Origin of the sequence: Phreatobacter sp., from assembly GCF_027532945.1 — a bacterium.
Taxonomy (GTDB): Bacteria; Pseudomonadota; Alphaproteobacteria; order Rhizobiales; family Phreatobacteraceae; genus Phreatobacter.
Genome location: NZ_JAPZTZ010000030.1, coordinates 23414 through 50067 on the forward strand (window position 1 = coordinate 23414; position 26654 = coordinate 50067).

Annotated in this window: 28 protein-coding genes; 7 read left to right on the forward strand and 21 right to left on the reverse strand. The window is 68.7% G+C overall.

Features of this window, described 5'->3' with window-relative positions; genetic code table 11:
- Positions 1 to 49 precede the first annotated feature (49 nt).
- The 4 genes from rpmB (at position 50) to ppa (ending at position 2826) form a co-directional block, all read left to right on the forward strand.
- Entirely contained in the window at positions 50 to 340 is a 291-nt protein-coding gene (gene rpmB / locus O9344_RS18900; RefSeq protein ID WP_298480995.1) for a 50S ribosomal protein L28, read from the forward strand.
- A gap of 156 nt (positions 341 to 496) precedes the next feature.
- Complete coding sequence (locus tag O9344_RS18905) at positions 497 to 1486, forward strand: TIM44-like domain-containing protein (RefSeq protein WP_298480997.1); 990 nt, start codon at positions 497 to 499, stop codon at positions 1484 to 1486.
- Positions 1487 to 1655: 169 nt separating this feature from the next.
- The gene (locus tag O9344_RS18910; RefSeq protein WP_298480999.1) at positions 1656 to 2165 is read left to right on the forward strand and encodes a GNAT family N-acetyltransferase; all 510 of its coding nucleotides are present in this window, start codon (positions 1656 to 1658) and stop codon (positions 2163 to 2165) included.
- 121 nt (positions 2166 to 2286) lie between these two features.
- Positions 2287 to 2826, forward strand: a complete 540-nt coding sequence (ppa, locus tag O9344_RS18915) for an inorganic diphosphatase (RefSeq protein ID WP_298481001.1) — start codon at positions 2287 to 2289, stop codon at positions 2824 to 2826.
- A gap of 60 nt (positions 2827 to 2886) precedes the next feature.
- Here ppa and O9344_RS18920 read toward each other — a convergent pair whose 3' ends face one another.
- The 3 genes from O9344_RS18920 to O9344_RS18930 form a co-directional block, all read right to left on the reverse strand.
- Positions 2887 to 3270 (reverse strand): response regulator, encoded by a 384-nt coding sequence (locus O9344_RS18920; protein ID WP_298481003.1) that lies wholly within the window; start codon positions 3268 to 3270, stop codon positions 2887 to 2889.
- Between the two features lie 2 nt (positions 3271 to 3272).
- Positions 3273 to 3803, reverse strand: a complete 531-nt coding sequence (gene hpt, locus O9344_RS18925) for a hypoxanthine phosphoribosyltransferase (protein ID WP_298481005.1) — start codon at positions 3801 to 3803, stop codon at positions 3273 to 3275.
- 106 nt (positions 3804 to 3909) lie between these two features.
- Entirely contained in the window at positions 3910 to 4857 is a 948-nt protein-coding gene (locus O9344_RS18930; RefSeq protein WP_298481007.1) for an MJ0042-type zinc finger domain-containing protein, read from the reverse strand.
- Positions 4858 to 4985: 128 nt separating this feature from the next.
- Here O9344_RS18930 and ftsE point away from each other — a divergent pair, with 128 nt between their 5' ends.
- On the forward strand, positions 4986 to 5672 hold the full coding sequence (gene ftsE, locus O9344_RS18935) for a cell division ATP-binding protein FtsE (RefSeq protein ID WP_298481009.1): 687 nt from the start codon (positions 4986 to 4988) through the stop codon (positions 5670 to 5672).
- Positions 5666 to 6649 carry an ABC transporter permease gene (locus O9344_RS18940; RefSeq protein ID WP_298481011.1) on the forward strand — a complete coding sequence of 328 codons (984 nt, stop codon included), beginning with the start codon at positions 5666 to 5668 and terminating at the stop codon, positions 6647 to 6649. The genes ftsE and O9344_RS18940 overlap by 7 nt, the downstream gene beginning before the upstream one ends.
- 6 nt (positions 6650 to 6655) lie before the next feature.
- Here O9344_RS18940 and O9344_RS18945 read toward each other — a convergent pair whose 3' ends face one another.
- The 13 genes from O9344_RS18945 to O9344_RS19005 all read right to left on the reverse strand — a co-directional run bounded on the left by O9344_RS18945 (position 6656) and on the right by O9344_RS19005 (position 21848).
- Positions 6656 to 7456, reverse strand: coding sequence for an outer-membrane lipoprotein carrier protein LolA (locus tag O9344_RS18945; RefSeq protein WP_298481013.1), 801 nt, complete (start codon positions 7454 to 7456; stop codon positions 6656 to 6658).
- Between the two features lie 61 nt (positions 7457 to 7517).
- A complete protein-coding gene (locus O9344_RS18950; RefSeq protein ID WP_298481015.1) occupies positions 7518 to 10157 on the reverse strand; it encodes a DNA translocase FtsK in 2640 nt (879 codons plus the stop codon).
- Positions 10158 to 10445: 288 nt separating this feature from the next.
- On the reverse strand, positions 10446 to 11945 hold the full coding sequence (locus tag O9344_RS18955; protein ID WP_298481097.1) for an ammonium transporter: 1500 nt from the start codon (positions 11943 to 11945) through the stop codon (positions 10446 to 10448).
- 47 nt (positions 11946 to 11992) lie between these two features.
- On the reverse strand, positions 11993 to 12331 hold the full coding sequence (locus tag O9344_RS18960; protein WP_108175947.1) for a P-II family nitrogen regulator: 339 nt from the start codon (positions 12329 to 12331) through the stop codon (positions 11993 to 11995).
- 288 nt (positions 12332 to 12619) lie between these two features.
- On the reverse strand, positions 12620 to 13492 hold the full coding sequence (gene tesB / locus O9344_RS18965) for an acyl-CoA thioesterase II (RefSeq protein WP_298481017.1): 873 nt from the start codon (positions 13490 to 13492) through the stop codon (positions 12620 to 12622).
- Between the two features lie 101 nt (positions 13493 to 13593).
- Positions 13594 to 14382, reverse strand: coding sequence for an ABC transporter permease (locus O9344_RS18970; protein ID WP_298481099.1), 789 nt, complete (start codon positions 14380 to 14382; stop codon positions 13594 to 13596).
- On the reverse strand, positions 14382 to 15269 hold the full coding sequence (locus tag O9344_RS18975) for an ABC transporter permease subunit (RefSeq protein WP_298481019.1): 888 nt from the start codon (positions 15267 to 15269) through the stop codon (positions 14382 to 14384). Before O9344_RS18975 ends, O9344_RS18970 begins: the two co-directional genes overlap by 1 nt.
- Before the next feature lie 3 nt (positions 15270 to 15272).
- Positions 15273 to 16424 carry an ABC transporter ATP-binding protein gene (locus tag O9344_RS18980; protein WP_298481021.1) on the reverse strand — a complete coding sequence of 384 codons (1152 nt, stop codon included), beginning with the start codon at positions 16422 to 16424 and terminating at the stop codon, positions 15273 to 15275.
- An 8-nt stretch (positions 16425 to 16432) separates the two neighbouring features.
- Positions 16433 to 17551 (reverse strand): polyamine ABC transporter substrate-binding protein, encoded by a 1119-nt coding sequence (locus tag O9344_RS18985; RefSeq protein WP_298481024.1) that lies wholly within the window; start codon positions 17549 to 17551, stop codon positions 16433 to 16435.
- Positions 17552 to 17614: 63 nt separating this feature from the next.
- Complete coding sequence (locus tag O9344_RS18990) at positions 17615 to 19054, reverse strand: amidohydrolase family protein (RefSeq protein ID WP_298481026.1); 1440 nt, start codon at positions 19052 to 19054, stop codon at positions 17615 to 17617.
- Between the two features lie 32 nt (positions 19055 to 19086).
- Positions 19087 to 20109, reverse strand: a complete 1023-nt coding sequence (locus tag O9344_RS18995) for an ABC transporter substrate-binding protein (protein ID WP_363321951.1) — start codon at positions 20107 to 20109, stop codon at positions 19087 to 19089.
- A gap of 36 nt (positions 20110 to 20145) precedes the next feature.
- Complete coding sequence (locus tag O9344_RS19000; protein WP_298481028.1) at positions 20146 to 20925, reverse strand: ABC transporter permease; 780 nt, start codon at positions 20923 to 20925, stop codon at positions 20146 to 20148.
- Between the two features lie 2 nt (positions 20926 to 20927).
- Positions 20928 to 21848: an ABC transporter ATP-binding protein gene (locus O9344_RS19005; RefSeq protein WP_298481030.1), complete on the reverse strand. Its 921-nt coding sequence runs from the start codon at positions 21846 to 21848 to the stop codon at positions 20928 to 20930.
- Positions 21849 to 22019: 171 nt separating this feature from the next.
- Between O9344_RS19005 and O9344_RS19010 the strand changes: the two genes are divergently transcribed.
- Positions 22020 to 22523, forward strand: a complete 504-nt coding sequence (locus O9344_RS19010; protein WP_298481032.1) for a CinA family protein — start codon at positions 22020 to 22022, stop codon at positions 22521 to 22523.
- Positions 22524 to 22596: 73 nt separating this feature from the next.
- Here the strand turns inward: O9344_RS19010 and O9344_RS19015 are convergent, their stop codons facing one another.
- The 5 genes from O9344_RS19015 to ccmD all read right to left on the reverse strand — a co-directional run bounded on the left by O9344_RS19015 (position 22597) and on the right by ccmD (position 26654).
- Positions 22597 to 24033, reverse strand: a complete 1437-nt coding sequence (locus O9344_RS19015) for a homospermidine synthase (protein ID WP_298481034.1) — start codon at positions 24031 to 24033, stop codon at positions 22597 to 22599.
- A 141-nt stretch (positions 24034 to 24174) separates the two neighbouring features.
- Complete coding sequence (locus tag O9344_RS19020; RefSeq protein WP_298481037.1) at positions 24175 to 24954, reverse strand: enoyl-CoA hydratase; 780 nt, start codon at positions 24952 to 24954, stop codon at positions 24175 to 24177.
- 101 nt (positions 24955 to 25055) lie between these two features.
- The gene (locus tag O9344_RS19025; protein WP_298481039.1) at positions 25056 to 25841 is read right to left on the reverse strand and encodes a hypothetical protein; all 786 of its coding nucleotides are present in this window, start codon (positions 25839 to 25841) and stop codon (positions 25056 to 25058) included.
- Between the two features lie 67 nt (positions 25842 to 25908).
- Positions 25909 to 26481: a DsbE family thiol:disulfide interchange protein gene (locus O9344_RS19030; RefSeq protein WP_298481041.1), complete on the reverse strand. Its 573-nt coding sequence runs from the start codon at positions 26479 to 26481 to the stop codon at positions 25909 to 25911.
- On the reverse strand, positions 26478 to 26654 hold the full coding sequence (gene ccmD, locus O9344_RS19035; protein ID WP_298481102.1) for a heme exporter protein CcmD: 177 nt from the start codon (positions 26652 to 26654) through the stop codon (positions 26478 to 26480). The genes O9344_RS19030 and ccmD overlap by 4 nt, the downstream gene beginning before the upstream one ends.

Below are 26654 nucleotides of genomic sequence, written 5' to 3' on the forward strand. Positions count from 1 at the left end.
GTCCAGCGGCCGGCTCTCGCCGTCGCACTTTACCTTTGGGATCCGACCGATGTCGCGTCGTTGTGAACTCACCGGCAAGGGTGTTCTGGTTGGCCATCGCGTCAGCCACTCGAACATCAAGACGAAGCACCGCTTCCTGCCGAACCTGCAGAACATCTCCTTCTCGTCCGAGGTCCTCGGTCAGACTGTCTCGCTGCGCGTGTCGACCCACGCCCTGCGCTCGGTCGACCACAATGGCGGCCTCGATGCCTTCCTGCAGAAGGCCCGTGCCGAGGACCTGTCGCCCAAGGCGCGGCAGATCAAGTCGGCCATCGCCAAGAAGCGCGCCGAAGCCGCCTGATCGGCTGAGGTTTTAAGGTTTGGTGAACCGGCGTCGGGCGACCGACGCCGGTTTCGCCGTTTTCGCTGCGGCATTGTCGCACGGCGACACACCCCCCATATGCCGATAGTCTGGCAGCAGTGGCCATCACAAGGCCGCGCCACCCGTGGGGAAACCATGTCGAACTCCTTCTTCCGGTCCCGGAAGCTCATTCGTGCCCTCGCCATTGCCGGCGTGGCCGTCATGCTCGGCGCCGCCTTCGCCGAGGCTGCGCCGCGTTCCGGCGGCAGCCGTGGCAGCCGCACCGATTCCGCGCCCGCGGCCACCAATACCGCGCCGAACACCATGCAGCGGACGCAGCCGGGCCCCGGCATGCAGCAGCCCGGCATGGCGCAGCGTCCCGGCGCAACGCCGCCCGCGCAGCAGGGCTCGCGCTGGGGTGGCCTCGGCATGGGCCTCGCCGCCGGCTTCCTCGGCGCCGGCCTCTTCGGCCTGCTCTCCGGCCAGGGCTTCATGGGCGGCCTCGGCTCGATGATGGGCATGCTCGGCCTCCTGTTCCAGGTCGCCCTGATCGCCGGCGTGATCTACCTCGTCGTCCGCCTCATCCGCGGCCGCCGCGAGACCCCGCAGCAGGGTGAGCCCGCCATGGCCCGCGCCGGCATGGGTGGCCCGATGGGCGGCCCGGCCAACGGCCCGATGGGCGCCCCCGGCCCGATCCCCGGCATGGCCGGCGGTTCGGTCGCCGCTCCCGCCGGACCGAGCGACACGATCGGCGTGCAGCCGCAGGACTTCGACACGTTCGAGCGCCTGCTCGGCCACGTGAACGAGGCCTATTCGCGTGAGGACCTCAACGCGCTCCGCGCCATGGCGACGCCGGAGATGGCCGGCTACTTCGCCGAGGACCTCGCCGAGAACGGTCGCCGCGGCCTCGTCAACCGCATCTCCAACGTCAAGCTGCTGCAGGGCGACCTGTCGGAAGGCTGGCGCGAGCAGGACGCGGATTATGCCACCGTCGCCATGCGCTTCTCGCGCACCGATGTCATGGTCGAGCGCGCCTCCGGCCGTGTCGTCGAGGGCAACCAGCAGGGCGGCGAGGCCGTCGAACTGTGGACCTTCCGTCGCCCGCATGGCGGCGTCTGGCAGCTCTCGGCCATCCAGCAGGCCTGATCAGCGCCACTTCGAACTGCCAGAAAGCCCCGGTCCCGGCCGGGGCTTTTTGCATGGCAGGGAGGCCCGCCAGGGGGCCTGTTGATATTAACCCTTTGTCCATACCTGTTGACGAACCCTTAACGAAACCGTTGCGGCGCACACGGTCTCGTGGTTCCATTCTCACACGATGAAGACGGTTACGACAGAAGTGCGCCTCGCGCGCCAGTCCGATGCACCCATCGTGGCGGAAGTCCACGACGAGGCCTGGCGCGCGGCCTACCGTGGCCTGATCCCCGGCGCCGAGCTCGAAAAGCTCATCTCCCGCCGCGGTCCGGGCTGGTGGGATGCCGCCATTCGCAAGGGCAACCGCATCGCCCTTCTCGGCTTCGGCGACGAGATCGCCGGCTATGCCAATTACGGCCGCAACCGCGCCAAGGCCCTCACCTACGAGGGCGAGATCTACGAGCTCTACCTGCGCCCGAAGTTCATCGGCCTTGGCCTCGGCCAGCGCCTCTTCGCCTCGGCCCGCAAGGACCTCGAGGCCCATGGCCTCGACAGCATGGTGGTCTGGGCGCTGAGCGACAATGATGCCGCCATGCGCTTCTATCGCGGCCTCGGCGGCAAGCCGGTGGCGCGCTCCTCCGAGACCTTCGGCGACCGCGCGCTCGACAAGACCGCCTTCGGCTGGGCCGCCTGACGCGCCAGCCGTCCCGACACAGCAGGATCGCCTGAAGTCGAAGGCGGATTCCGCACTGCGGTACTTGCGGGCGGGGTGCTGTTGCGGCTAACGAGACGCACCCTATTCCGGAGACGTCCCCATGCGTATCGATGCCATTTCGATCGGCAAGAACCCGCCCGACGAGGTCAATGTGATCGTCGAGGTGCCGGTCGGCGGCGAGCCCATCAAGTATGAGATGGACAAGGAGGCCGGCACCCTGGTGGTCGACCGCTTCCTCTACACGTCGATGCGCTATCCCGGGAACTACGGCTTCATCCCCCACACCCTCTCTGAGGACGGCGATCCCTGCGACGTGCTCATCGCCAACCAGCGCGGCATCATTCCCGGCGCGGTGGTGGCCTGCCGCCCGGTCGGCGTACTGAAGATGGAGGACGAGGCCGGCGGTGACGAGAAGATCGTCGCGGTCCCCGTGCCGAAGCTCACCCGTCGCTATGAGAACGTCCACGACATCAAGGATCTGCCGGAGATCACGCTGAAGCAGATCGAGCACTTCTTCTCCCACTACAAGGATCTCGAATCCAACAAGTGGGTGAAGGTGGTCGGCTGGGGCGACGCGGCCGAGGCGCGGCGCCTCATCACCGAGGCGATCGAGCGCCACAAGGCCTCGAAGAAGGGCTGAGCCCTCCATCAGCGATGGTGCATCCAGGGGCGGCTCCGGCCGCCCTTTTTGCATTGCGGCTCAGGCCGGCCGCTTCGGCCCGGCGGCGAGCGCCTCCATCACCTTGGCGCGGATATCGGCGAGGGTGAAGGGCTTGGTCACGACGTCATGGACCAGCGCTTCGAGGCCATGAGCGCGCTCGCGCTGGTCGGCATAACCTGTCATCAGCAGGATCACGAGGTCGGGGAATTGCGGCGCGGCGGCCAGCGCCAGCGCGATCCCGTCCATCAGCGGCATGCGGATATCGGTGAGCAGGAGGTCGAAGGCGCCCTTGCGCTCCTCGAGGATCTCCAGGGCCTCGGCGCCGTCCCGCGCCTCGGTCACGACATGGCCGTCGATCTCCAGCGCGCGGCGGACGAAGGCCCGCACCGGCTCGTCGTCCTCGGCGATCAGAACTGTCGCCACGATCAGTCCCCGATCACGCCGACGAAGGGCAGCTGCCGCCAGGCATGGGCGACATCCATGCCGTAGCCGACGACGAAGACGTCCGGGCAGGTGAAGCCAACATGGTCGGGCTCGAGGTGGATGGCGCGCTTGCCGGGTTTTTCGAGGAGCACGCAGGTCTTCACCGAGCGGGCGCCGCGGGCCATCAGCAGGTCCTTGGCATAGGTGAGCGTGCGGCCGCTCTCCAGGATGTCGTCGACCAGCAGCACGTCGCGGCCCTCAACCGGGCTCTCGATGTCGTGGACGACACGGACCTGGCCCGTCGACACCGTTCCTTCGAGATAGGAGGACAGCGACATGAACTCCACCTCGGGCGCCATGCCGGCCGCGTCCATGGCGCGAATGAGGTCCGCGGCGAAGACGAAGCTGCCCTTCAGCACGGCGACGACGAGCAGCCGCTCGGGCTTCGCGTCGGCGATCTCCTTCACCAGCGCCGTGTTGCGCTCGGCGATGGCCTCCGCCGAGAAGAGGACGCGGATGTTGTCACGGTTCATCGGATGAGGGCTCCGGCAGGCTCCCGCGCGGCGGGATCGTTGGGGGTTAGATGTATCGCGGCGTGCAACCGCCGTCACCTGCCGGCGGCGGACCGCCGGATGCGGCTCATCGACCGCCCGCGTCCATCCGGGTGAAGAAGCGGACCTCGACGCTTGACCCGTCGGGCGGCGGCGAGGCGAGCCGCGAGCGGAAAGGCACCGCCTGTCCGGCCTCGAGCCGGGCTGCGGGCGGCGTCGCGGTCCAGGTGTAGATCTCCTTGCCGCCGGCGTCGCGCACGGCGAGCCGCAGGCGCGGCAGGTCGGCGCCGCGGCTGGTGATGTTGACGAGCTGGCCCTCGACGACGAGCACGACGACGCCGTCGACGATCTCGTTGGCGCCTTTCACGTCGCGGAACTCGACGCCGCGCAAGTTCACCGGCAGGCCGATCCGCTCATAGACGCTGGCCGAATCCGGCACGGTGCGCACCACCTGCTCGCGCCCCAGGAGGAACGTCGCGAGCAGGGCCGATCCCAGGAGAAGGATGACGACCGAGGGCGACATCCGGAAGGACCGGCCGCTCGGACGCGGCAGGGAGGGCTTTCGGAAGCGTCGCTTCGGGGGCTCGTCGGCCTTGGGCCGGGCGGGACGCGGCGACGGCCCGTCGTCTGCGGGAGGAAGCCGCGACGGCAGCGGCGGCACGTCGGCGGAGGGCTGGATGGAGGGCGCCTCGGCGGCCGGAACCGGCGCGTCGAAATCCATGTCGTCTGACTTGGCCTTGGCCTTGGCCTCATCGGCGGCGGCGGTGGGCTTTGCCTGCGCCTCCTCGGCGAAGGCCGCGCCCCAGTCGGCATCGTCATCGGCGGGCGGAGGCGGCGGAGCGGGTGGCGGCGCGGCACGGCCGGCCGAGGCGCTCGCGGCCCCGGTCGCCGCCATGGCGTCATCCTCAAGCGCGCTCTCGGGCGTCGCCAGCCAGACCGTCCGGCACTGGGCACAGCGGACCTGCCGCCCGGCATCGCCCAGGACGGTCCTCGTGACCCGGAAGGCCGTCGCGCAGGACGGGCAGACGATCAGCATGGTGACGCAAAGCCTCGGGACCTATGTCCCTCGCCTCCACCATCGGCGAGCGTGGTTAATTGGCCGTTAAGCGCGCCTTCGTGGCATGATCCCGGCGGCGAATCGCCACCCCCCGGGAGAGCCACGGCTTGGTCCGCTTCGAGAATGTCGGTCTGCGTTACGGGCTCGGGCCCGAGGTGCTGAGGGATCTGACCTTCGGCATCGAGCCGCATTCCTTCCAGTTCCTCACCGGACCCTCGGGTGCCGGCAAGACCAGCCTCCTCAAGCTGCTCTTCCTGTCGCTGCGGCCGACGCGCGGCACGCTCACCGTCTTCGACCACGACACCTCCCACCTCACCAAGGACGAGCTCTCGGTGCTGCGCCGGCGCATCGGCATCGTCTTCCAGGACTTCCGCCTGCTCGACCACCTGACGACCTACGAGAATGTCGCGCTCCCCTTGCGCGTCCTCGGCAAGGAGGAGGCGAGCTACCGCTCCGAGGTGGTCGACCTGCTCGAATGGGTGGGCCTCGGCGAGCGCATCGACGCCTATCCGCCGATCCTGTCGGGCGGCGAGAAGCAGCGCGCCGCCATTGCCCGCGCCGTCATCGTGCGGCCAGAAATGCTGCTGGCGGACGAGCCGACCGGCAATGTCGATCCGCCGCTGGCCAAGCGCCTGCTGCGCCTCTTCGTCGAGCTGAACCGCACCGGCACCGCCGTGCTCATCGCCACCCACGACCTCTCCCTGCTCGACCAGGTGGAGGCGCGCCACATCTTCATCCGCGACGGCGGCCTCACCGTCACCGATCCGCATGTCAGCGAGGACGGCGGATGGTAACGGGAACGCGGCGCAGCGCCTCGCTGCAGCACTGGGTGGCGGCGCAGGGACGTGATGGCGCGGGCGAGCGGGCCGCACGCCCGGGGCGCGGCGCCTCGCTGGTGCCGCCCTCCTCCATCGCCGGACGGGCGCTGATGGTCATCATCGCGATCATGACGTTCCTCGGCTCGCTTACCGTCGGCGGGGTCGATCTTGTCCGCACGGCCGCCGCCGACTGGACCTCCTCCATCGTCCGCGAGGCGACGATCCAGGTGCGCCCGGTGGCCGGCCGCGACGTGAATGCCGATGTCACCCGCGCCACCGAGATCGCCGTCCGCTTCCCCGGCGTTGCCGATGTCGCGCCCTACACGGCGGAGGAGACGCGGCGGATGCTCGAGCCCTGGCTCGGCACCGGCCTCGGCGCCGAGGACCTGCCCATCCCCCGCCTCATCGTGGTGAAGCTCGCCGACGATCGCCGCACCAACATGGAGGCCTTCCGCCGGGCGCTGGCGGAAGTGCCCACCGCGAGCCTCGACGACCACCGCCAATGGTTCGACCGGCTGCGCGCCATGGCTCGCGCGGTGATCGTCGTCGGCCTCGTCATTGTCGCGCTGATGATCGCCGCCACCGGACTGTCGGTGGTCTTCGCCACCCGCGCCGCCGTCGAGACGAACCGGCCGGTGGTCGAGGTGCTGCATTTCGTCGGCGCCCGCGACGCCTTCATCGCCGGCGAGTTCCAGCGCCATTTCCTCTGGCTGGCGCTGAAGGGCTCGGTGGCCGGCGGCCTCGCGGCGCTCGGCGCCATCATGGCCTCGGGACTCATTGCGGCGCGCTGGCGCGCGACGGCCGGCGGCGACCAGATCGAGGCGCTGTTCGGGTCTTTCGCCCTGGGCGCGACGGGCTATGCGGGAATCGCCGTGCTGGTGGTGCTGGTGACGGCGGTCGCGGCGGTCACCTGCCGCTTCACCGTGATGCGGACGCTGGCGGCGATCGACTAAGCGCCGTCACTCCAGCAGGCGCTGGTAGTTGATGCGGAAGAGGCGCTGATCCGGCCGGACGCGCGGATCGAGATTGTGCAGCGCCACCGAGGTCTCGTAGCCCTGCGCGTCATAGACCGTCCACTGGCGCAGCGTCAGGTCGGCGGCGTTGAACAGCACCATGAGCCGGTTGGTGCCGCCGAGGGCCTGCCGCTCCTCCAGCATGACGATGACATAGTCGGGATCGCGGGTGACCGAGGTGACATTGGCGTCGCGCAGGATGTCGATGCGGTCGGAGAGCAGGAAGCGCAGCGGCGTCTGCGACAGCGGGTAGATGTCCTGGGTGTTGAGCCGGCGATCGCGCACCGCCACCGACTGTCCGTCGGCGACGACCTCGACCGGGTTCGGCGCGTCATACTGGAAGCGGATCTTGCCGGGCTTGTCGAGATAGAGCTTGCCGGTGGTGCGGCGGCCGTCCGGGCCGACCTGCACAAAGTCGCCCTGAAGGTAGCGGATGCCGTTGAAATAGGCGTTGACCTGCTGGGCGATGTCGCGGGAATCCGCGTCGACACCGCGGGCGGCACGCGGCGCGGCGCGGCGGATCGGCGGCGAGAGCGCCGAAGGGGCCGCAGCCGGCGCGGCCTGGGCCGGGGCGACGGGCGCGCCCCGCGGCGGCGCAGCGCCGGGGGCCGGGCTCAGCTGCATCGGCGCCCCCTGCCCGAAGGCCGGCGCGGCGGCGACGACACCGACAAGGCCGAGCACCAGGCTCCGGCGGCTGACGGATCCGGTCTCGGCGGTCGGGGCGGCGGCTCGCGGCGTCAGGGTCATCGGGGTCATGGCGTGAGGGGAGATAGGGAGGCGTTGGGGCGATTTCGAGGCGGCAAGCCCGTCAATCCGCCGCCTCCGGGACCAGGATCTCGCGCTTGCCCGCATGGTTGGCAGGTCCCACGAGGCCCTCCCGTTCCATCCGCTCGATGAGCGAGGCAGCGCGGTTATAACCGATCTGCAGGCGCCGCTGGATATAGGAGGTCGAGGCCTTTTTGTCGCGCAGCACGACCTGCACCGCCTTGTCGTAGAGGTCGGCCGGCTCCTCGCCGAAGGCGCCCTTGTCGAACACGGCGCCGTCGTCGCCATCGCCCTCCATACCCTCCTCGTCATCCGTCGTGACGGCGTCGAGATAGTCGGGCGCGCCCTGCATCTTCAGGTGATTGACGATGCGCTCCACCTCCTCGTCCGAGACGAAGGGACCGTGGACGCGGCTGATGCGGCCGCCGCCGGCCATGTAGAGCATGTCGCCGCGGCCGAGCAGCTGCTCCGCGCCCTGCTCGCCGAGGATGGTGCGGCTGTCGATCTTCGAGGTCACCTGGAAGGAAATGCGGGTGGGGAAGTTCGCCTTGATCGTGCCGGTGATGACGTCGACCGAGGGGCGCTGCGTCGCCATGATGAGGTGGATGCCGGCGGCGCGGGCCATCTGCGCCAGGCGCTGGATGGCGCCCTCGATCTCCTTGCCGGCGACCATCATCAGGTCGGCCATCTCGTCGACGATGACGACGATGTAGGGGATCGGCTCGAGGCCCATTTCCTCCTGCTCGTAGATCGCCTCGCCGGTCTCGCGGTCAAAGCCGGTCTGCACCGTGCGGGTGAGCACCTCGCCCTTGGCCTTGGCCTGCAACATGCGGGCATTGAACCCGTCGATGTTGCGCACGCCGAGCTTCGACATCTTCTTGTAGCGCTCCTCCATCTCGCGCACCGCCCATTTGAGGGCGACGACCGCCTTCTTGGGGTCGGTGACGACGGGAGTGAGGAGGTGCGGAATGCCGTCGTAGATCGACAGTTCCAGCATTTTCGGATCGACCATGATGAGGCGGCACTGGTCCGGGCGAAGCCGGTAGAGCAGCGACAGGATCATGGTGTTGATGGCGACCGATTTGCCCGAGCCGGTGGTGCCGGCGACGAGCAGGTGGGGCATCTTGGCGAGGTCGGCGATGACCGGATCGCCGCCGATCGTCTTGCCGAGCGCGATCGGCAGCTTTTCCTTGGCGGTGATGAAGTCCTGGCTCGCCAGCATCTCGCGCAGCAGCACGTTCTCGCGCTTGGCGTTGGGCAGCTCGATACCGATGGCGTTGCGGCCGGCGACGAGGGCGACGCGTGCCGAGATGGCCGACATCGAGCGGGCGATATCGTCGGCGAGGCCGATGACGCGGTTGGAGCGCGTGCCGGGCGCAGGCTCCAGCTCGTAGAGAGTCACCACCGGGCCTGGGCGGACATTGATGATCTCGCCGCGCACGCCGAAATCGTCGAGCGTGGAGGCCAGCGTCGCGGCATTGTCCTGCAGCACCTCCATCGACATGGACGGGTCGCGCTCCGAGGGCTTCGGTTCGGCGAGAAGGTCGAGCGGCGGCATCTCGTAGGTATCACCGACACCATCGGGCGGCGGCAGCGGCAGGGCCTGCTGGATCGGCACGGTGCGGGGAGCCGGCGGCGGGGCGTGGATGCGCGGGCCGGCAGTGGCCGTTCGCGGGGAGACCTGCGAGGGCAGCGGCGCCTCATCCTCGGGCTCATGGGCGGGTGCGATGCGCGGCGCCGGAACCTCGCGCGGCGGCCCGTCGCTAGCGTTGTCAGGGGCCCGCGGCCGCGAAGGCGGCGCGTGGAAGGTGCGCGGCTGGCGCTCGGCGGGCTCATCGAGAACCGGCTCGCGGCGCACACCGGAGGTGGGCCGGGCGGCCGGCAGCCCGTCATCGTCGGGCTCCTGGAAGAAGGCCTTGGCACGGGAGGTGAGGCCGGGGCCGGAGGGACGGGCCTGCGCCTCGGCCGGGCGACCGGCGGCCGCGCGCGCGGTGGCCGGGGCCTCGGCCACCATGCGGGCGACCCGCGCCCGCGCCGACAGCATGCCGTGGGTGACGGCGCCGGCAACGTTGGAGACCATGCCGCCGACGAGGCCGGGCTCGCGGTCGTCGTCCGCCGGACGCCGGGCCTTGGGCGCGACGCGATCGAGTTCTTCCTCGAGCGTCTCCGGCTCGGGGCGGAAGAGCCAGCCGATGGCGGCGGCAAACAGGAAGAGGCCGATGGCGGCCACGGCGAGCAGCGCGACGATGCGCGACAGGCCGGTGAGGCGGCCGGCGAGGGCCGAGAGGACGGTGACGCCGCCGTCGCCGATGACGCCGCCGATCCCTGTCGGCAGCGGCCATCCGGCCGGCGCCGGGGAGAGCGAGGCGGCAACCGCCACCATCATCGCCGCGCCGATGCCAAGCGGCACGCGCAGGCCCTCGCGGTCGAAAGGACGGGCGCGCAGCATCAGCCAGCCCCAGACCGCCGCCACGGCGAGGAGGGCAACGGCGGCAAGGCCGAACAGCTGCATGAGCAGGTCGGCGAGGATGGCGCCAGGCTTGCCGATCCAGTTCTTCACCGGGGCATTGGTGGCGTGGCTGAGCGAGGGATCGCCCGCCGTCCAGGTGAGCATGGCCACCGCGGCGATGACGACGCCGGCGAGGATGCCGAGACCGGCGAGACGGCGCAGTTGCCGCCGCATGGCGCCACCCAGTCCATCGGGGACCAGCGAAGGTCCGGTGTGCCGGCGCGCCACTGCCATCGTCGTCCAATCCCATGCGAGGGAGGACCGCAGCGGCGCGAAAAGGCAGCGCCGCCGGCGGACCGTCCGGTTCGGTCGCTCACCCTAGCGAGGCAACGGTTGACGGCCGATTAACCATCGACGGCCGGCACAATGACAGGCGGGGTGGCCCGGGATCACCCCGATCCAAAGAAAAGACCCCCGGCACGGTGTGCCGGGGGCCAGGATGGCCTTGGGAGGAAGGCCGGATCAGAGGTTGTAGGCGCGCTCGCCGTGCTCGGCGAGGTCGAGACCCTCGCGCTCGCGATCAGCCGTCACCCGGAGACCGACGACGACGTCGACGATCTTGAAGAGGATGAAGGAGCCGATGCCGGAGAAGGCCAGGGTGAAGAGCACCGCCTTGGCCTGCGCCCAGAGCGCCGGGATGAACTCGTAGGCACCCGCCACCAGTTCGCCGGGCTTGGTCTCGTAGTCGGGGATGCCGGCGCCGCCGAGGGCGACATTGACCACGATGCCGGTGCCGAGGGCACCGATGATGCCGCCGACGCAGTGGATGCCGAAGACGTCCAGCGTGTCGTCGTAGCCAAAGGCGTTCTTCACCGTCGAGCAGAAGATGAAGCAGACGCCACCCGACACGAGGCCGAGGATGATGGCGCCCATCGGACCGGCAAAGCCGGCCGCGGGCGTCACGGCGACGAGGCCGGCCACCGCACCCGAGGCGGCACCGAGGAGCGACGGCTTGCCCTTGGCGGCCCATTCGACGAAGAGCCAGGCGAGCGTCGCGGCGCCGGTGGCCACGAAGGTGTTGATGGCAGCCAGGGCGGCGGTGCCGTTGGCCTCGAGGTTGGAGCCGGCATTGAAGCCGAACCAGCCCACCCAGAGGAGCGCGGCGCCGATCAGCGTCATGACCAGCGAGTGGGGAGGCATCAGCTCCTTGCCGTAGCCGATGCGCTTGCCGATGACGAGGCAGCCCACCAGACCGGCGATACCGGCACTGATGTGGACGACCGTGCCGCCGGCGAAGTCGAGAGCACCCCACTGGAAGAGCAGGCCCGCATCAGCCTTGACCTCGGCGAGCTTCGCCTCGGCAGCGGCCTTGGCGGCAGCGTCGGAACCAGCGGCGGCGACGGCCTTGGCGGCGTCGGCGATGGCGTCGGGGCCGGCCCAGTACCAGACCATGTGGGCCATCGGGAAGTAGATGAAGGTGACCCAGAGGACGACGAAGAGCAGCAGCGCCGAGAACTTCACGCGCTCGGCGAAGGCGCCGACGATGAGGGCGGGCGTGATGCAGGCGAAGGTCATCTGGAAGATGATGTAGGCATATTCCGGAATGACGACGCCGTTGGAGAAGGTCGCGGCCGTCTTGGTCGGATCGACATTCATCAGGAAGGCCTTGGAGAAGCCGCCGGTGAAAGCGTTGAGGCCACCGCCCGAGGTGAAGGACAGCGAGTAGCCGTAGATCACGTAGATGATCGACACGACGGCGACGATCACGAAGACCTGGGTCAGCACCGACAGCATGTTCTTGGTGCGCACCAGGCCGCCATAGAACAGGGCGAGACCCGGAATGGTCATCAGCAGCACGAGATAGGCCGAGATGAGCACGAAGGCCGTGTCACCGGCATTCGGCTTCGGGGCGGCGGGGGCGGCCGCAGCGGGCGCCTGGGCGAGAGCGGGGTCGATGACCGCCGCAGCGAGGCCCGCGAGCGCGAGTGCGCCCAAACCCCACCTGTAAAGGCTCGATCTCATCATGTGGAAAGTCTCCAGAGGAATGTCTGTGGTCGGTGAGGGGCGCGTCACAGCGCGTCGACGTCGGTTTCGCCGGTGCGGATGCGCACGGCGTGCTCGATCGAGGTGACGAAGATCTTGCCGTCACCGATCTGGCCGGTCTTCGCAGCGCCGGCGATGGCGGCCACGACCTTGTCGACGTCCGGGCCCGCAACCGCGACCTCGATCTTCAGCTTGGGCAGGAAGCTGACGGCATATTCGGCGCCGCGATAGATCTCGGTATGGCCCTTCTGGCGCCCGTATCCCTTCACCTCGGTGACGGTGAGGCCATGGACCCCGATCCCCGTGAGGGCATCGCGGACCTCCTCCAGTTTGAATGGCTTGATGATCGCCATTACGATCTTCATGTCGTCATCCCCGCATTGGCTTCCCCCTTGGCCTGAGCCGGGTGAAGCGGTTGTCTGCAAGCCGGGCCGACCAGATGGACGGCGCCCGAACCACAGTGGGGGAGTCAATTCTCGTGCCAGTGGCGAGCAGCGCGAGATTACCGTTATAAATCAGTCTGTTGAGACATATCAGGGCGCGAGCAACACAGGCTCGGAAGGCCACCTGATGAAAAACAGGGCAACGAATCTGCGCCGCCTTGGATCGGCCGCGTTTCGCCCGCAGATTTGCACAAAATCAAGGCAGATCAGTCAGCGCCGCTTCTCGCGCAGCAGGCCTTCCTGGGCCACCGAGGCCACAAGCACGCCCTGGCGCGTGTAGATCGAGCCGCGGGTGAACCCCCGCGAGTTCTGCCCCGAGGGCGAATCGTGGGCATAGAGCAGCCAATCGTCGGCGCGGAACGGCCGGTGGAACCACATGGCGTGGTCGAGGCTCGCCGCCTGCACCGACTGGTCGAAGAACGAGCGACCGTGGGGCACGTTGGCTGCGTCCAGCAGGGTCATGTCCGAGGCATAGGCAAGCACGCACTGGTGCACGACCGGATCGTCCGGCAGCGGCGCGGTGGTGCGGATCCAGACGTGGAACTTGCCCTCGGCCTGGGCCTCGCCCGTATAGCGGCCGAACTCGACCGGGCGGATCTCGATGGGCCGCTCGCGGGCGAAATAGGCCTTCATCGCGTCGGACATGTGGGCGTGGAAGAGCTGGCGCACGTCGGCTTCCGACTTCAGCTCCTCCGGCGGCGGCACGTCCGGCATGGCGAACTGGTGCTCCTCGCCCTCCTCCTCGACATGGAAGGACGCCGACAGGGAGAAGATCGCCGCTCCGTGCTGGATGGCGCGCACGCGCCGGGTCGAGAAGGAGCGCCCGTCGCGCACCCGCTCCACCTCGTAGATGATCGGATGTTTCGGATCGCCCGGCAGCACGAAATAGCCGTGGAGCGAATGCGGACGGCGACCCTCCACCGTGCGGCAGGCGGCCACCAACGCCTGGCCGATGACTTGGCCGCCGAAGACGCGCTGCCAGCCGTCCTGCGGGCTCTTGCCGCGGAACAGGTTCACCTCGAGCCGCTCCAGGTCGAGGATCGACAGGAGATTGGCGACGGCGGAGGCGGGTGGGGCGGACATGGTCGGGCTCGTGTGCGGCAGAGGGGATCGTCCGCCACAAACCACCCGTTGCGGCGGCGGGTCAAGGCGCGCCGGGGGATGCAGCCCTTGCGCCGCCCGCTTCAGCCCCGCGCCGCGCCGCGCTTGGTGGCGAGCGAGGCCGCGATGACCAGCACCGTCACGGCGGCGATCATCAGCGTCGAGATGGCGTTGATCTCGGGCGTCACGCCGAGCCGCACCTGGCTGTAGACGCGCATGGGCAGCGTGGTTGCGCCCGGCCCAGTGGTGAAGCTCGCGATGACGAGGTCGTCGAGCGACAGGGTGAAGGCGAGAAGGAAGCCGGCGATCACCGCGGGCGCGATGATCGGCAGGGTCACGTGGGTGAAAACCTGCCAGGGCTTCGCGCCAAGATCCGCCGCCGCCTCCTCCAGCGAGCGGTCGAAGGTGACGAGCCGCGACTGCACCACCACCGCGACGAAGCCGCAGGTGAAGGTCGCGTGAGCCACCGTCACGGTCCAGAAACCGCGCTCGAGGCCAAGCGACACGAAGAGCAGCAGCAGCGAAAGGCCGGTGATGACCTCCGGCATGACGATCGGCGCATAGACGAGACCGGAGAACAGCGTGCGGCCGCGGAAGCGGGCGTAGCGGGTCAGGGCGAGAGCCGCGAGCGTGCCGATCACCGTGGCGAGGAGGGCCGAGAGGGTCGCCACCTTCAGCGTCATCCAGGCAGCATCCATGAGCTGGCGGTTCTGCCAGAGGCCCGCATACCAGCGCGTCGAGAAGCCGCCCCAGACCGTGACGAGCTGGCTCGCATTGAAGGAGAAGATCACCAGGATGACGATGGGCAGGTAGAGGAAGGCGAAGCCGAGGGTCAGCGCCGTGGCGTCGAGGTAGCGGGAGCGCGGGCTCATCATCGCCCCGCCTCCAGCTGGCGACCCTGATGGCGCTGGTAGACCATGATCGGCCCGACCAGGATCACCAAGAGCACCACGGCTACCGCCGAGGCCACCGGCCAGTCGCGGTTCGAGAAGAACTCGGTCCACAGCGTCTTGCCGATCATCAACGTGTCGGAGCCGCCGAGCAGGTCCGGGATCACCACCTCGCCGGTGATCGGGATGAAGCAGAGGAAGCAGCCGGCGACGATGCCTGGCAAGGACAGCGGCACGGTGATGCGCCAGAAGGCGAGCCAGGGCGGACATCCCAGGTCTGCCGCGGCCTCCAGCAGCGTGCGGTCCATGCGTTCCAGCGCCGCATAGAGCGGCAGCACCATGAAGGGCAGGTAGGAATAGACGACGCCGATGATCACGGCGGTCTCGGTATTGGCGATGGCGAGCGGCGCGCCGATCAGCAGCTCATTGAGCAGGCCCTCGGGCTTGAGGATGCCGATCCAGGCATAGACGCGGATGAGGAAGCTCGTCCAGAACGGCAGGATCACCGCCATGACCAGGACCGCCCGCCAGCGCTCAGGCGCGCGTGCCATGGCATGGGCCATGGGATAGCCGATGAGGAGGAGGATCGCCGTGCCGATCAGCGCGATGCGGAGCGAGGAGAGGAAGGCGTCGATATAGAGCCGGTCGCCGGCGAGCACGGCGTAATTGTCGAGCGAGAGCTCGCGCGCCTTGGCGAGCCAGACGGCCGGACCGTCCTCCAGCCCGAAGACCGGCGTGTAGGGCGGAATGGCCGTCGCCACCTGCGACAGCGACATCTTCGCCACGATGGCGAAGGGCACGAGGAAGAACAATGCGAGCCACAGATAGGGCACGAGGATGATGGTGCGACGGGTGGCGCGCTCGCTCATGGCCTACCGCACCAAGAGAATGAGCGCCTCGGGCGCCACCGCAAGCCTCACCGGATCGCCCCAGTCGACCGCATCCTCCGCACGGCGGACGGCATTGGCCAACGCCGCCTTCAGCCGGAGGCCGCCGATATCGACATGGTAGGTCGACCAGTCGCCGAGATAGCCGATATCGGCGATCGTGCCGGTGAGCATCACGGAACCGGCCGGCCCGGTTTCGCCGGCGCGCACAAGCCGCGTCTTCTCCGGCCGCCAGGCCACCGCCACCGCCTGGCCGACCGACACCGGCTCACTGGCCTCTGCGACAACCATATCGCCCAGCGCCGTCATCACGCTCACGCGGCTCCCCTCGGCACCCGTGACCTTCCCCTCGACGAGGTTGATGTCGCCGATGAAGTCCGCGACATAACGCGTCGTCGGCGCCTCGTAGATGGCGCGCGGCGTGCCGATCTGCGCCAGCCGGCCCTTGTCCATGACGGCGATGCGCGTCGCCATGGTCATGGCCTCGTCCTGATCATGGGTGACGATGATGAAGGTGAGGCCGAGCCGTTCTTGCAGTGCCATCAGCTCGAACTGGGTCTCCTCACGCAGCTTGCGGTCAAGCGCGCCGAGCGGCTCGTCGAGCAGCAGCACCTTCGGCCGCTTCACCAGGGCGCGGGCGAGCGCCACCCGCTGCCGCTGTCCGCCGGAGAGCTGGTGCGGCTTGCGGCCTGCGAGACCGTCGAGCTTCACCATGCGCAGCGCCTCGCCGACGCGGGCGCCGATCTCGTCCCGCGGCCGTCCCTCCATGGCGAGGCCGAAGGCGATGTTTGTCTCGACGCTCATATGCGGGAAGAGCGCGTAGGACTGGAACATCATGTTGACGGGGCGCAGATGCGGCGGCACTCCCGCAAGATCCTCGCCGGCGAGCAGCACACGCCCCTCGCTCGGGCTCTCGAAGCCGGCGAGCATCCGCATCAGCGTGGACTTGCCGCAGCCCGACGGCCCGAGCAGCGCGAAGAACTCGCGCTCATAGACGGCGAGCGACAGGTCTACGACCGCGGTCTCCGCGCCGAAGCGCTTGGTCACGCCATCATAGACGACGAGGGGCCTCGCGGCCGGATCGTCCCAGGGGGCGAAGGCCGCGCGGTGCGCAGCCGGTCGTTCGGGAGGCTCCATGACGGGCCTCAGCGGCCGGTCTTGGCGCGCGTCCAGGCGCGGGTGATGACGCGCTGCAGCCGAGCATCGGGGCTCGTCACCGTGAAGAGCCGCGCCATCACCGCCTCCGGCGGATAGATCGACGGATTGTCCCTGACAGCCGGCGCCACCAGCGGCCGGGCGGCGAGGTTGCCGCTAGCATAGCTCACGAAGGTGGCGATCTTGGCCATGACCTCCGGCCGGTTCACGTAGTTGATGAAGGAGTGGGCGAGGTCGGCATTCGGCGCATCGGCCGGGATCGCCATCTGGTCGAACCACATCTGCGCGCCTTCCCGGGGGATGACGTACTGGATGTCGACGCCGTTACCCGCTTCCTTCGCCCGCTTCTGCGCCTGGAAGATGTCGCCGGAATAGCCGACCGCGAGGCAGATGTCGCCATTGGCCAGGGCCGAGATATACTCCGAGGAGTGGAACTTGGTGATCAGCGTGCGCAATTGCTGCACATGCGAGGCGGCGGCCTCCCAGTCCTCGGCCCGCTTGGAATTGGGGTCGCGGCCAAGATAGCGCATCACCGAGGGCAGGAGATCCTCGGCCGTGTCGAGGAAATGGATGCCGCAATCCTTGAACCTGGCGAGCGTGTCGAAATCGAGCGCCAGGCGCCAGGAATCGAGCGGCGCATCGGGCATCCGTTCGCGGATCTTGGCGACATTGTAGCCGATGCCGGTCGTGCCCCAGAGATAGTTCACCGAGAAGGCGTTGCCGGGATCGTAGGCGGCGGTACGGCGCAGGATGTCCGGCCAGAAGTTGGTGCGGTTCGGGATCTTGGCGGGGTCCAGCCGCTGGTGGACATTGGCGGCGATCTGCCGCGACAGGAACGGCGCCGACGGCACGACGATGTCGTAGCCAGTGCGCCCGGCGAGCAGCCGCGTCTCCAGCACCTCGTTGGAATCATAGGTGTCGTAGACGACCTTGGCGTTGAACTCGCGTTCGAAGTCGCGGAGCACCTGCTCGTCGATATAATTCGACCAGTTGAAGATCCTCAGCTCCCGGGGCGCCTGGGCGGTCGCGGCGGCGACAAGGCCGAACGTCGCCAGGGCCAGTGTGGCGAAACCCGCGACGGCGCGTCGCGTCAGGGAGCCTGGGACCATGATGCCATCCTTCGTTTCAGAACCTGCCGAAAGGCCGGCGGCAATCTAGGCGAAGCGCGGCGTTTAGCAACAGCCGAGGCTGTCGGAGAAGTGGCGACAGATCACCGCTTCCAGCTCCGGCAGGGCGGCGCGGAAGGCGCCGCGCGCCTCCACTTGTCCGCGCATGGCGGCGCGCAATTCGCGGTGGATGGCGGGAAGGTCCACGCCGGTGACAGTGCCGTCACGCACCACGACGCGCCCGGCGATGAGCGTTTCCTTCAGATGCCTCCCGGAGGCGCGGGCGAAGAGCAACTCGACCGGCGGCACATCCATCAGCGCGTCATCGTCGAGCGCCGCGCGGTCGAGCACGACGAGATCGGCCGGCGCGCCGGCCTCGATCCGGCCCGTCACCGGCGAGTTCAGCGTGCGATGGCCGGCCGTGAACACCGCCTGCATGACGTCGGCGGTGGAGACTTGCCTGTCGAAGCCCCAGCCGGCATGGAGCGACCAGACGAGGCGCATCTCGCGCAAGAGATCATCGTCTTCGTCAAAGGCCTGGCCGTCGATGCCGAGGCCGACCTTGCAGCCCGCCTTGATCATCGCCGCCACCGGCGCAAGACCCGAGCGCAGCGCGAGATTGGAGGAGGTATTGACCGAGATGGTCGCGCCACTCTCGGCGATCAGCTCCAGATCCTGAGGGGAAGCCCAGGTGCAATGGGCCAGCGTCAGGCGAGGTGACAGCAGCCCGATCTCTTTCAGGTGTCGGGCGATGCCGCCAGGAAAATGTCGGTCGGCCCAGTCGCGCTGGTAGCGGGTTTCCAGCAGGTGCATGTGCACCCGCCGGCCGGTGCGCTCCGAGGCCTCGGCGATGCCCTCGAGCAGCGCCGGCGTCGACCATTGCACGCCGTTCGGGCCGTATTGCACATCGACCATCGGCGAGGCGATGGCGGCGGCGACGGCCTCGACGCGGGCGAGCTGCTCGGCAACAGGCAAGGGCTTGGCGAGGAACCGCGCCTCGACCTCGGCGCGTGCGGCGGGCGACAGCGCGTCGAGGATCGGGCCTGACTCGCCATAGACGAGCGGATTGGCATCGCGCATGGCGATGCCGAAGGCGATGCGCAGTCCGACATCGCTCGCCGCGCGCGCCACCTCCTTCGCCTCGGTGACGAAGTCGGTGAGGCCCTGGACGCGGGTGTAGTGGACCATCGAGGCCCCCTGCCCGCCGAGCAGCGCCCGGCCGAAGGGCGCCACCGAGGCCAGCCAGGGATCGACCGAGCCGAAGAGCTGCAGCCGGTGCAGCCAGGTTTCCAGCGGCCGGCCAAAGCCGCCGATGGAGGAGGTGCGCAGCGAACGCGCATGGTCATGCGCGTTCGCCAGGGCAGGAAGGACCAGCACATCGTCATGGGCCTCGCCGGGGGCGAGGTCCCGCACCGCGGTGATGCGGTCGCCCTCCACAATGATGGCGGAGGGGCCGCGGGCGCCGCCGGCGTCGATGAGGCCGGCGACGGTGAGAATGCGGGTCATGATGGTCCTGCAGCTACGACGTTGACGCGCCCTCAGGCGCCGGCGGCGCGCTCGGCGGCCGGCGGCAGGAAGGAGCGGTTGAACACCTCGGAAGGCGCCGGGGCCCGCGGCAGCTGGAAGACGTCGACGATCTGCGCGATGGCGCGGGTCATGCGCGCATCGTCCACGTCGCCGAAGCCGAGGGTCCGGACCTCCGGCGTGACGATCGCCGTCTTCGCGGCATAGTCGACCCGGCGGGCCTCCAGTGCCTGGTTGAACAGCGGCTCGACCTTGGTCATCGGCGCCATGGCGGCTGCCGGGTTGGCGAGCGTCTCCTTCATGGCGCGGTTGACCGCCGAGACGAGGCCGCGCACCGCCGCCGGATTGTCGCGGGCGAGCTTCTGCGAGACCATCACGCCGTTGGAATAGGCGGCGATGCCGTGGTCGCCGAAGACGAACCAGCGGAAGTCCTTGTCCGGGTCCTGCCGCATGCCGATCAGGTTCATGTAGCTGGTCAGGGTGAAGATCAGCGAGGCCTGAACCTGGTCCTGGATGAGCATCTGCTCCTGCAGGTTCGGCGCCATGTTGATGATCTCGTTCTTCGCCGGATCGATGCCGTTGATCTTGGCGAAGGCCGGCCACATGCGCGTCGTCGCCGAGCCGGCCGGACCGCCGAGCTTCTTGCCCTCGAGATCCTTGACCGTGTTGATGCCGCTATTGGCCTTCACGACCACGCCGAAGGGGGCCTTGTTGTAGATCATGTAGACCATGACCGGCTGCTCGCCGGGCCGCTGCGCGGCGTTCTGGATGATGGCGTTGACGTCGCCGAAGCCGGCGTCATAGGCGCCGCCCATGACGCGGGAGACGGTCGCCGCCGAGCCCTCGCCCTGGTCGATGGTGACATCGAGGCCGGCGTCGCGGAAATAGCCCTTCTCCTGGGCGAGATAGTACCAGGCGTGAACGCCCTGGAACCGCCAGTCGAGGGTGAACTTCAGCGCGGTACGGGACTGCGCGAGGGCCGGGGCAGCGAGAAGCGTGGCGGCGGAGCCGATGAGCATGCGTCGGGAGAAGAGCACGGAAATCCTCCGGTTGGGGGAAAAAGGCATGCGTGGTCAGGTCACCGCAAGGTCCTTGCGGTGGGCCCAGCCGGTGACCCGGCTCTCGGCCAGCGAGAAGATCGCGTAGAGGCCGACGCCGAGGCCGGCGAGGATGAAGAGCCCGGCGAAGACCAGCGGCACGTTGAAGGTGGACGAGGCCACCATCATCATGTTGCCGATACCGCGGTTGGAGGCGACGGTTTCCGCCACCACCGAACCGACGAAGGCGAGCGTCACCGCGACCTTCAGCGAGGCGAAGAAATAGGGCATGGCCCGGGGCAGCGAGACGTTCCAGAGGATGTCCCACTTCGACGCCTTCAGCGTCTTCATCACATCCTCGAGCTCCGGCTCCACCGTGGCGATGCCGGTGGCGACGTTCACGACGATGGGGAAGATGCAGATGATCGCCGCGGTGAGGATGGCGGGCACGGTGCCGGCGCCGAACCACAGGACGAAGATCGGCACCACCGCCACCTTCGGGATCGAGGAAATGCCGACCAGCAGCGGATAGGCCGTGTCATAAGCGAGGCGCGAGGAGCCGATGGCGACCCCGAAGGCGACGCCGATGAGGACGCCGATGCCGAAGCCGGCCAGCGTCGTGAACAGCGTCTGCCCGGCATGCGGGCGGATCGCCGGCCAGTACTGGATCAGCGAGGCGATGATCTGGGTCGGGCGCGGCAGCACGATGTCGGAAATGCCGCCGATGAGGCAGGCGACCTCCCAGAAGACGAAGACGCCGATGATGAGGGCGATCGAGGCCGACTTGCGGCGGATGAGGTCGGACAGTCCGTCCATGGTCAGTGTCCTCCCGCCTGGACGATGCCAGTGCCCCCGCGGGCCGCGACGATCAGGCTGCGCAGGCGCTGGTTGAGCGCGACGAATTCGGCCTCGTAGGTCATGTCGATGCCCCGCGGCCGGGCGAAGGCGACGGGGGAGTCGTCGAGGATGCGGCCGGGACGGGCGCTCATCACGCAGATGCGGTTGGCGAGGAAACCGGCCTCGCGCAGGTCGTGGGTGACGAGGAGGACCGTGGTCTTCTTCGACATCCACAGGTCCTGCATGATCTGCCAGAGCTCCTCGCGGGTGAACTGGTCGAGGGCACCGAAGGGCTCGTCGAGCAGCAGGAGGTCCGGCTCGTGGATGAGGGCGCGGCAGAGATTGGCGCGCTGCATCATGCCGCCGGAGAGCTGCCATGGAAATTTATCGCCGAAGCCGGCGAGGCCAACCTGCGCCAGCAGCGCCTCGACCCGGTCGCGGAACTCGGTCTTGCGCTTGGCCGAGAACTCCGACCGGAAGGGCGGCACGATCTTCAGCGGCAGCATGACGTTGTCGCGGATGTTCATCCACGGCAGCAGCGTCGGGTTCTGGTAGGCCATGCCGATGCGGATCGGGGTGGCGCCGAGCTCGCGGCCACCGACGAAGACATGGCCGGTCGAGGGCTTCAACAGGTCGCCGACCAGCTTCAGCAGCGTGGACTTGCCGCAGCCCGACGGACCAACCAGCGCGACGAAATCGCCCTCGGCGATGGCGAGGCTCGTCTCGGACAGCGCCTGGACCTGCTTGTCCCCCTTGCCGAAGCGCACGGTGACCTTCTCGAACTCGATGAAGGGACGCGCGCTGGAGACGCGCGCCGCGCCGTCCGTTTCGGGACTGCCTGTTTCTTGGGCAGCCATCCCGTCATCGGGCGGTGGGGCGACCTTGGCGAGGGCGAGGGTCATGGCAAATCCTGCTAATGCGGAAGCGCGGTGCCGTTGGGCCCCTCGGGGTTCGCAAGACAGGTGCCAATCCCGCCTTCCATGCCTGCGTCATCCCGGCGCGGGCCCCTCTCCCGGCGGTGTTGCCGGGGCTTTCGCGCTCGGGCAGGCTCCAGATCCATACTGGAGCCGCCCATGACAGCCTCACCGCACGACCTCGACGCCCTCGCCGCCCGCATCGCCGGGCGGCTGGTCGCCCGCAGCGAGACCGTCGCCGTCTCCGAATCCTCCGCCGGCGGGCTGATTTCCGCCGCGCTGCTCGCCGTGCCGGGGGCCTCCGCCTATTATCTAGGCGGCGCTGTGGTTTACACGCCCAAGGCCCGGGACGCGCTGTTGCGCATCTCGACGCGGCAGATGGTCGAGAGCGGCATCCGTTCGGCCTCGGAACCCTGGGCGGCGCTGATGGCAAAGACCATCCGAGACAGCCATGGCGCGGTCTGGGGCCTGTCGGAGACCGGCGCCACAGGGCCGACGGGCAACCGCTACGGCGATGCCGCCGGCCATGCCTGCCTCGGCCTCGACGGGCCGGTCGTGCGGACCCTCACCATCGCCACCGGCTCGGCCGACCGCGCCGCCAACATGCGCGCCTTCGCGGCGGCGGCACTGGAGCTCTTCGCCGAGGCGCTGGAGGCAGGCTGAGGGGGCGCTTCAATGCCCCCCAAAACACGAAGGGCGGGCCCATTGCCCGCCCCGCTCAATCCATCCGCCCTGTTTAGTCCCGCACGAGAATGTTTCGGAACTGCCAGGGGTCCGAGCTGTCGATATCCTCGGGGAAGAAGCCCGGGCGGCCCTGAAGCGGCGTCCAGTCGGTATAGGTGCCGATGACCGGCCCGAGATAGGGCCGCTGCACCTCGAGGCAACGGCGGAAATCCATGTCGTCGGCCTCAACGATGCCGGCCTCCGGGTTCTCCAGCGCCCAGACCATGCCGGCGAGCACGGCGGAGGTCACCTGCAGGCCGGTGGCGTTCTGATAGGGCGCGATCCGCCGCGTCTCCTCGATGGAGAGCTGCGAACCGTACCAATAGGCATTGCCGGCATGGCCGTAGAGCAGCACGCCGAGCTCGTCGATGCCGTCCTCGATCTCGTTCTCGTCGAGGATGTGCCAGGAATCCTGCCGCTTGCCGGCGGCGCCGAACATCTCGTGCAGCGACAGCACCGCGTCGTTGGCCGGATGGTAGGCATAGTGGCAGGTCGGCCGGTAGGTGACCTTGCCCGCTTCATCGCGCACCGTCAGGTAGTCAGCGATGGAGATGGCCTCGTTGTGGGTGACGAGGAAGCCATACTGGGCGCCCGGCGTCGGGCACCAGGAGCGCACGCGGGTGTTGGCGCCGGGCTGCAGCAGGTAGATCGCGGCCCCGCAGCCGGTCTCGTGGGTGCCCGCATTCGCCGGCATCCAGGTCTCGTGCGTCCCCCAGCCGAGCTCGGCCGGCTGCATGCCCTCGGACACGAAGCCCTCAACCGACCAGGTGTTGACGAAGACATTGGCCGGCTTCGGCTTCTTCGAGCGCTGGGTGTCGCGCTCGGCAATGTGGATACCCTTGACGCCGACCTTGGCGGCGAGCGCAGCCCACTCCGCCTTGGTCTTCGGCTCGGTGAAATCGACCTTGTGGTCGGTGGCGATGTTGAGCAGCGCCTGCTTCACGAACCAGGAGACCATGCCGGGATTGGCGCCGCAGCAGGAGACGGCGGTGGTGCCGCCGGGCTTCCGGTCGCGGGCTTCCAGCACGCGCTCGCGCAGCATGTAGTTGGAGCGCGCCGCCGGGCCCTTGGACGTGTCGAAATAGAAGCCGGCCCAGGGCTCGGCCACCGTGTCGATGTAGAAGCAGCCGATCTCGCGGCACAGCTCCATGATGTCGACGGAGGAGGTATCGACCGAGAGGTTGACGCAGAAGCCCTTGCCGCCACCGGCGGTGAGCAGCGGCGTCAGCAGGTCGCGATAGTTCTCCGCCGTGACATGCTCCTGCACGAACCGGATGCCGCGCTCATCGAGGAGCTTTCGATCCGTATCGACCGGATCGATGACCACCATGCGCGTCTGATCATATTTGAAATGCCTCTCGATCAGCGGCAGCGTGCCGCGGCCGATGGAACCGAAGCCGATCATCACGATCGGACCGGTGATTTCATGATAGACGGGCCACTGGCTCATGCGAGGTCTCCGGACTGGCATGGGTGACGGAAAAAGGGTCCCGGCTTGTCAGCCCCGGGACCCGCGGAAGAATGGCGCATTGGCCATGAAGGGACCCGCCCGTCAACGCTTATTCGCATGACGCGGCGATGACGCGCAGGCTCAGCGGCTGCGTCCCCGTGCCTGGACACCGGCACGCCGGGCCTCCAGCTGGGCTGGCGATAAGGCGGTGTTGTGGCGGCGCGACAGGTCTGCCTCCAGCGCCAGCGCCTCGCCGAAGGCCAACCGGTAGCCCTCATCCATCAGCCCCTTGTAGGCCGCGACGAAGGACGGCTCGACCTCCGCCATGTCGCGGGCGAGCGACAGCGCCTCATCCATGAGCGTCGCCGCCGGCACGGCGCGGCTGACGAGGCCCCAGTCGCTGGCTTGGCTTGCGGTGATGAACCGGCCGGACAGCGCCATCTCCTTCGCCCGCGACGGGCCGATGATGCGCGACAGCTTCTGGCTGAGGCCCCAGCCGGGGATGACGCCGACGCGCTGGTGGGTATCGGCGAAGCGCGCTGTGTCGGCGGCGATCAGCACGTCGCAGGCAAGCGCCAGCTCGAAGCCGCCGGTAATAGCGACACCGTTCACAGCGGCGATGACGGGCTTCCGGCAATCTTCGATGGCGCGGATCGGGTTCGGTCTCTCGCCGTCGGCCTCGCCCTTGCCGAGGAGGCCGGATGTGGCGCCGAGCTCCTTCAGGTCGAGCCCGGCCGAGAAGGCCCGCTCGCCGGCTCCGGTGAGGACGATCACGCGGACGGTGTCATCGGCAGAGAGCGCAAGGATCTCGGCCGTGAGGGTGCGGATGAGCGCCTGCGACAGGGCGTTCATCGCCTGCGGGCGGTTGAGGGTCAGGATGGCAACCGGTCCCTGGCGGTCGGTCAGCAGCTGGGGTTCCATGACTTCGGCTCCGTCTATCCTGCGGCTCCCTCTGCGACAGCTTCAGAGGCTGCACTTTGGGGCCTTCCAGGCCAGCCCGCATCTCGTCGGTTCGAGGGAGACTATTGAACGGCCTTGCAGCCGGGACCTTCCCGCTGGGCCTCGACGCGCGCCGTCACCTGGCTGCCGAGAGCGCCGCGAAACACGATACGATCAAAGGACAGGGTGCGGGTCGACCACGTCCGGCCGCTGCGTGCCTGACGGAACGTGCAAACCGCACCCTCGCAACGAACAAGCGCGACACCGCCGAAGGTCGTCTGGTCACCACCCCAGTCGACGACGATACGGTCACGCTCGATCACAAGCCCTTGGCCTGCTTCCGGACAACGCCCGTCCTCGAGGAAGACCCAACGTCCATAGGGCGGCGTTGGGCCGGGCTGCGGCCCTGCCTCCGGGCCACGTGGCGGCGGCATCCGGCCAGCGGCGACGAACTGGCGCCCATCCCAGCGATAGGCCGATTCGCCGCCGCGGCCGGCGATCACCAGAACCGAAGATGCTCCGTCGCCGCGGATGCTGGCGCCGAAACCCAGCGCTTGGAGCCTGGCGTCACGGTGACCTGCCGGAGACGAGATGAATACCTCGATCGCACAACCACCGGTGCCGCAGAATGTACTCTCGGCGCCCCGGCAAACGAGCTGGTTCTGATCGAGGACGTAGTCGGGCACCCCGTCTCCGTTGAAGTCAGCCGTCCGCACGTAGCCGGGACGGATCGCCATTTGCCCACCGGCGTCACGACAGTCGCGAGCGGCCTGATCCCGCTCGGCCTGCACCGCGGGTGGCAGATCCTGCCCGGGGGCCTCGTGAACCAGCAGCAATCCGAACGCAGCTGCGGCAAGCAGACGCTTCATGACCCCCTCCCTCAGACAAGCTGGGAGCCGAGCTTGGCAAACGGCGCACCCGCAGGGCAAGGGGGAATCAGCGGGCCAGCGCCTTCTCGATCTCGGGCCGCAGGCGATCGCGCAGGCTGTCGGCGGTGATCGGCCCGACATGCTTGAACAGGATCACACCATCGCGCCCGACGACGAAGGTCTCCGGCACGCCATAGACGCCCCATTCGATGGAGGCGCGGCCGGACGTGTCGGCCCCGACCAGAGTGTAGGGATTGCCGTTGCGACCGAGGAACCGCCGCGCGTTCTCCGGCTGGTCCTTCTGGTTGATGCCGGCAAGGCGGAAACGCGTGTCCTTCGCCAGTTCCATGAGGAAGGGATGCTCCTCGTGGCAGGGAATGCACCAGGAGGCGAAGACATTGACCAGCGTGACCTGCCCCTGCAGCGCAGCGGTGGTGAGGCCCGGCCGCCCGACGCCCTCGACGGGGGGGAGCGACACCTGCGGCGCCGGCTTGCCGATGAGCGCCGAGGGCAACTTCTGCGGATCGCCGCGCAGGCCGATGAGGAAGACCACGACCAGCCCGGCGAAGATGACGAGCGGCAGGAAGGCCATGAAGGAGCGGCGGCGCGGCGGGGCGGCTTCGCCCGTGATCTGGCTCATGACGCCTCTCCGCCGCGGGCCGAGCGGCGGGTGACGCCACGCGCCTCCAGCGCCGCCAGCGCCGCCTTCTGGCGGCGGTGGTCGATGGCGATCCAGGCGATGAGGGCGCCGATCGTCACCACCGTCACGGCATAGGAGGCGATGATGAAGCCGGCATGCTGCACCCCGAACAT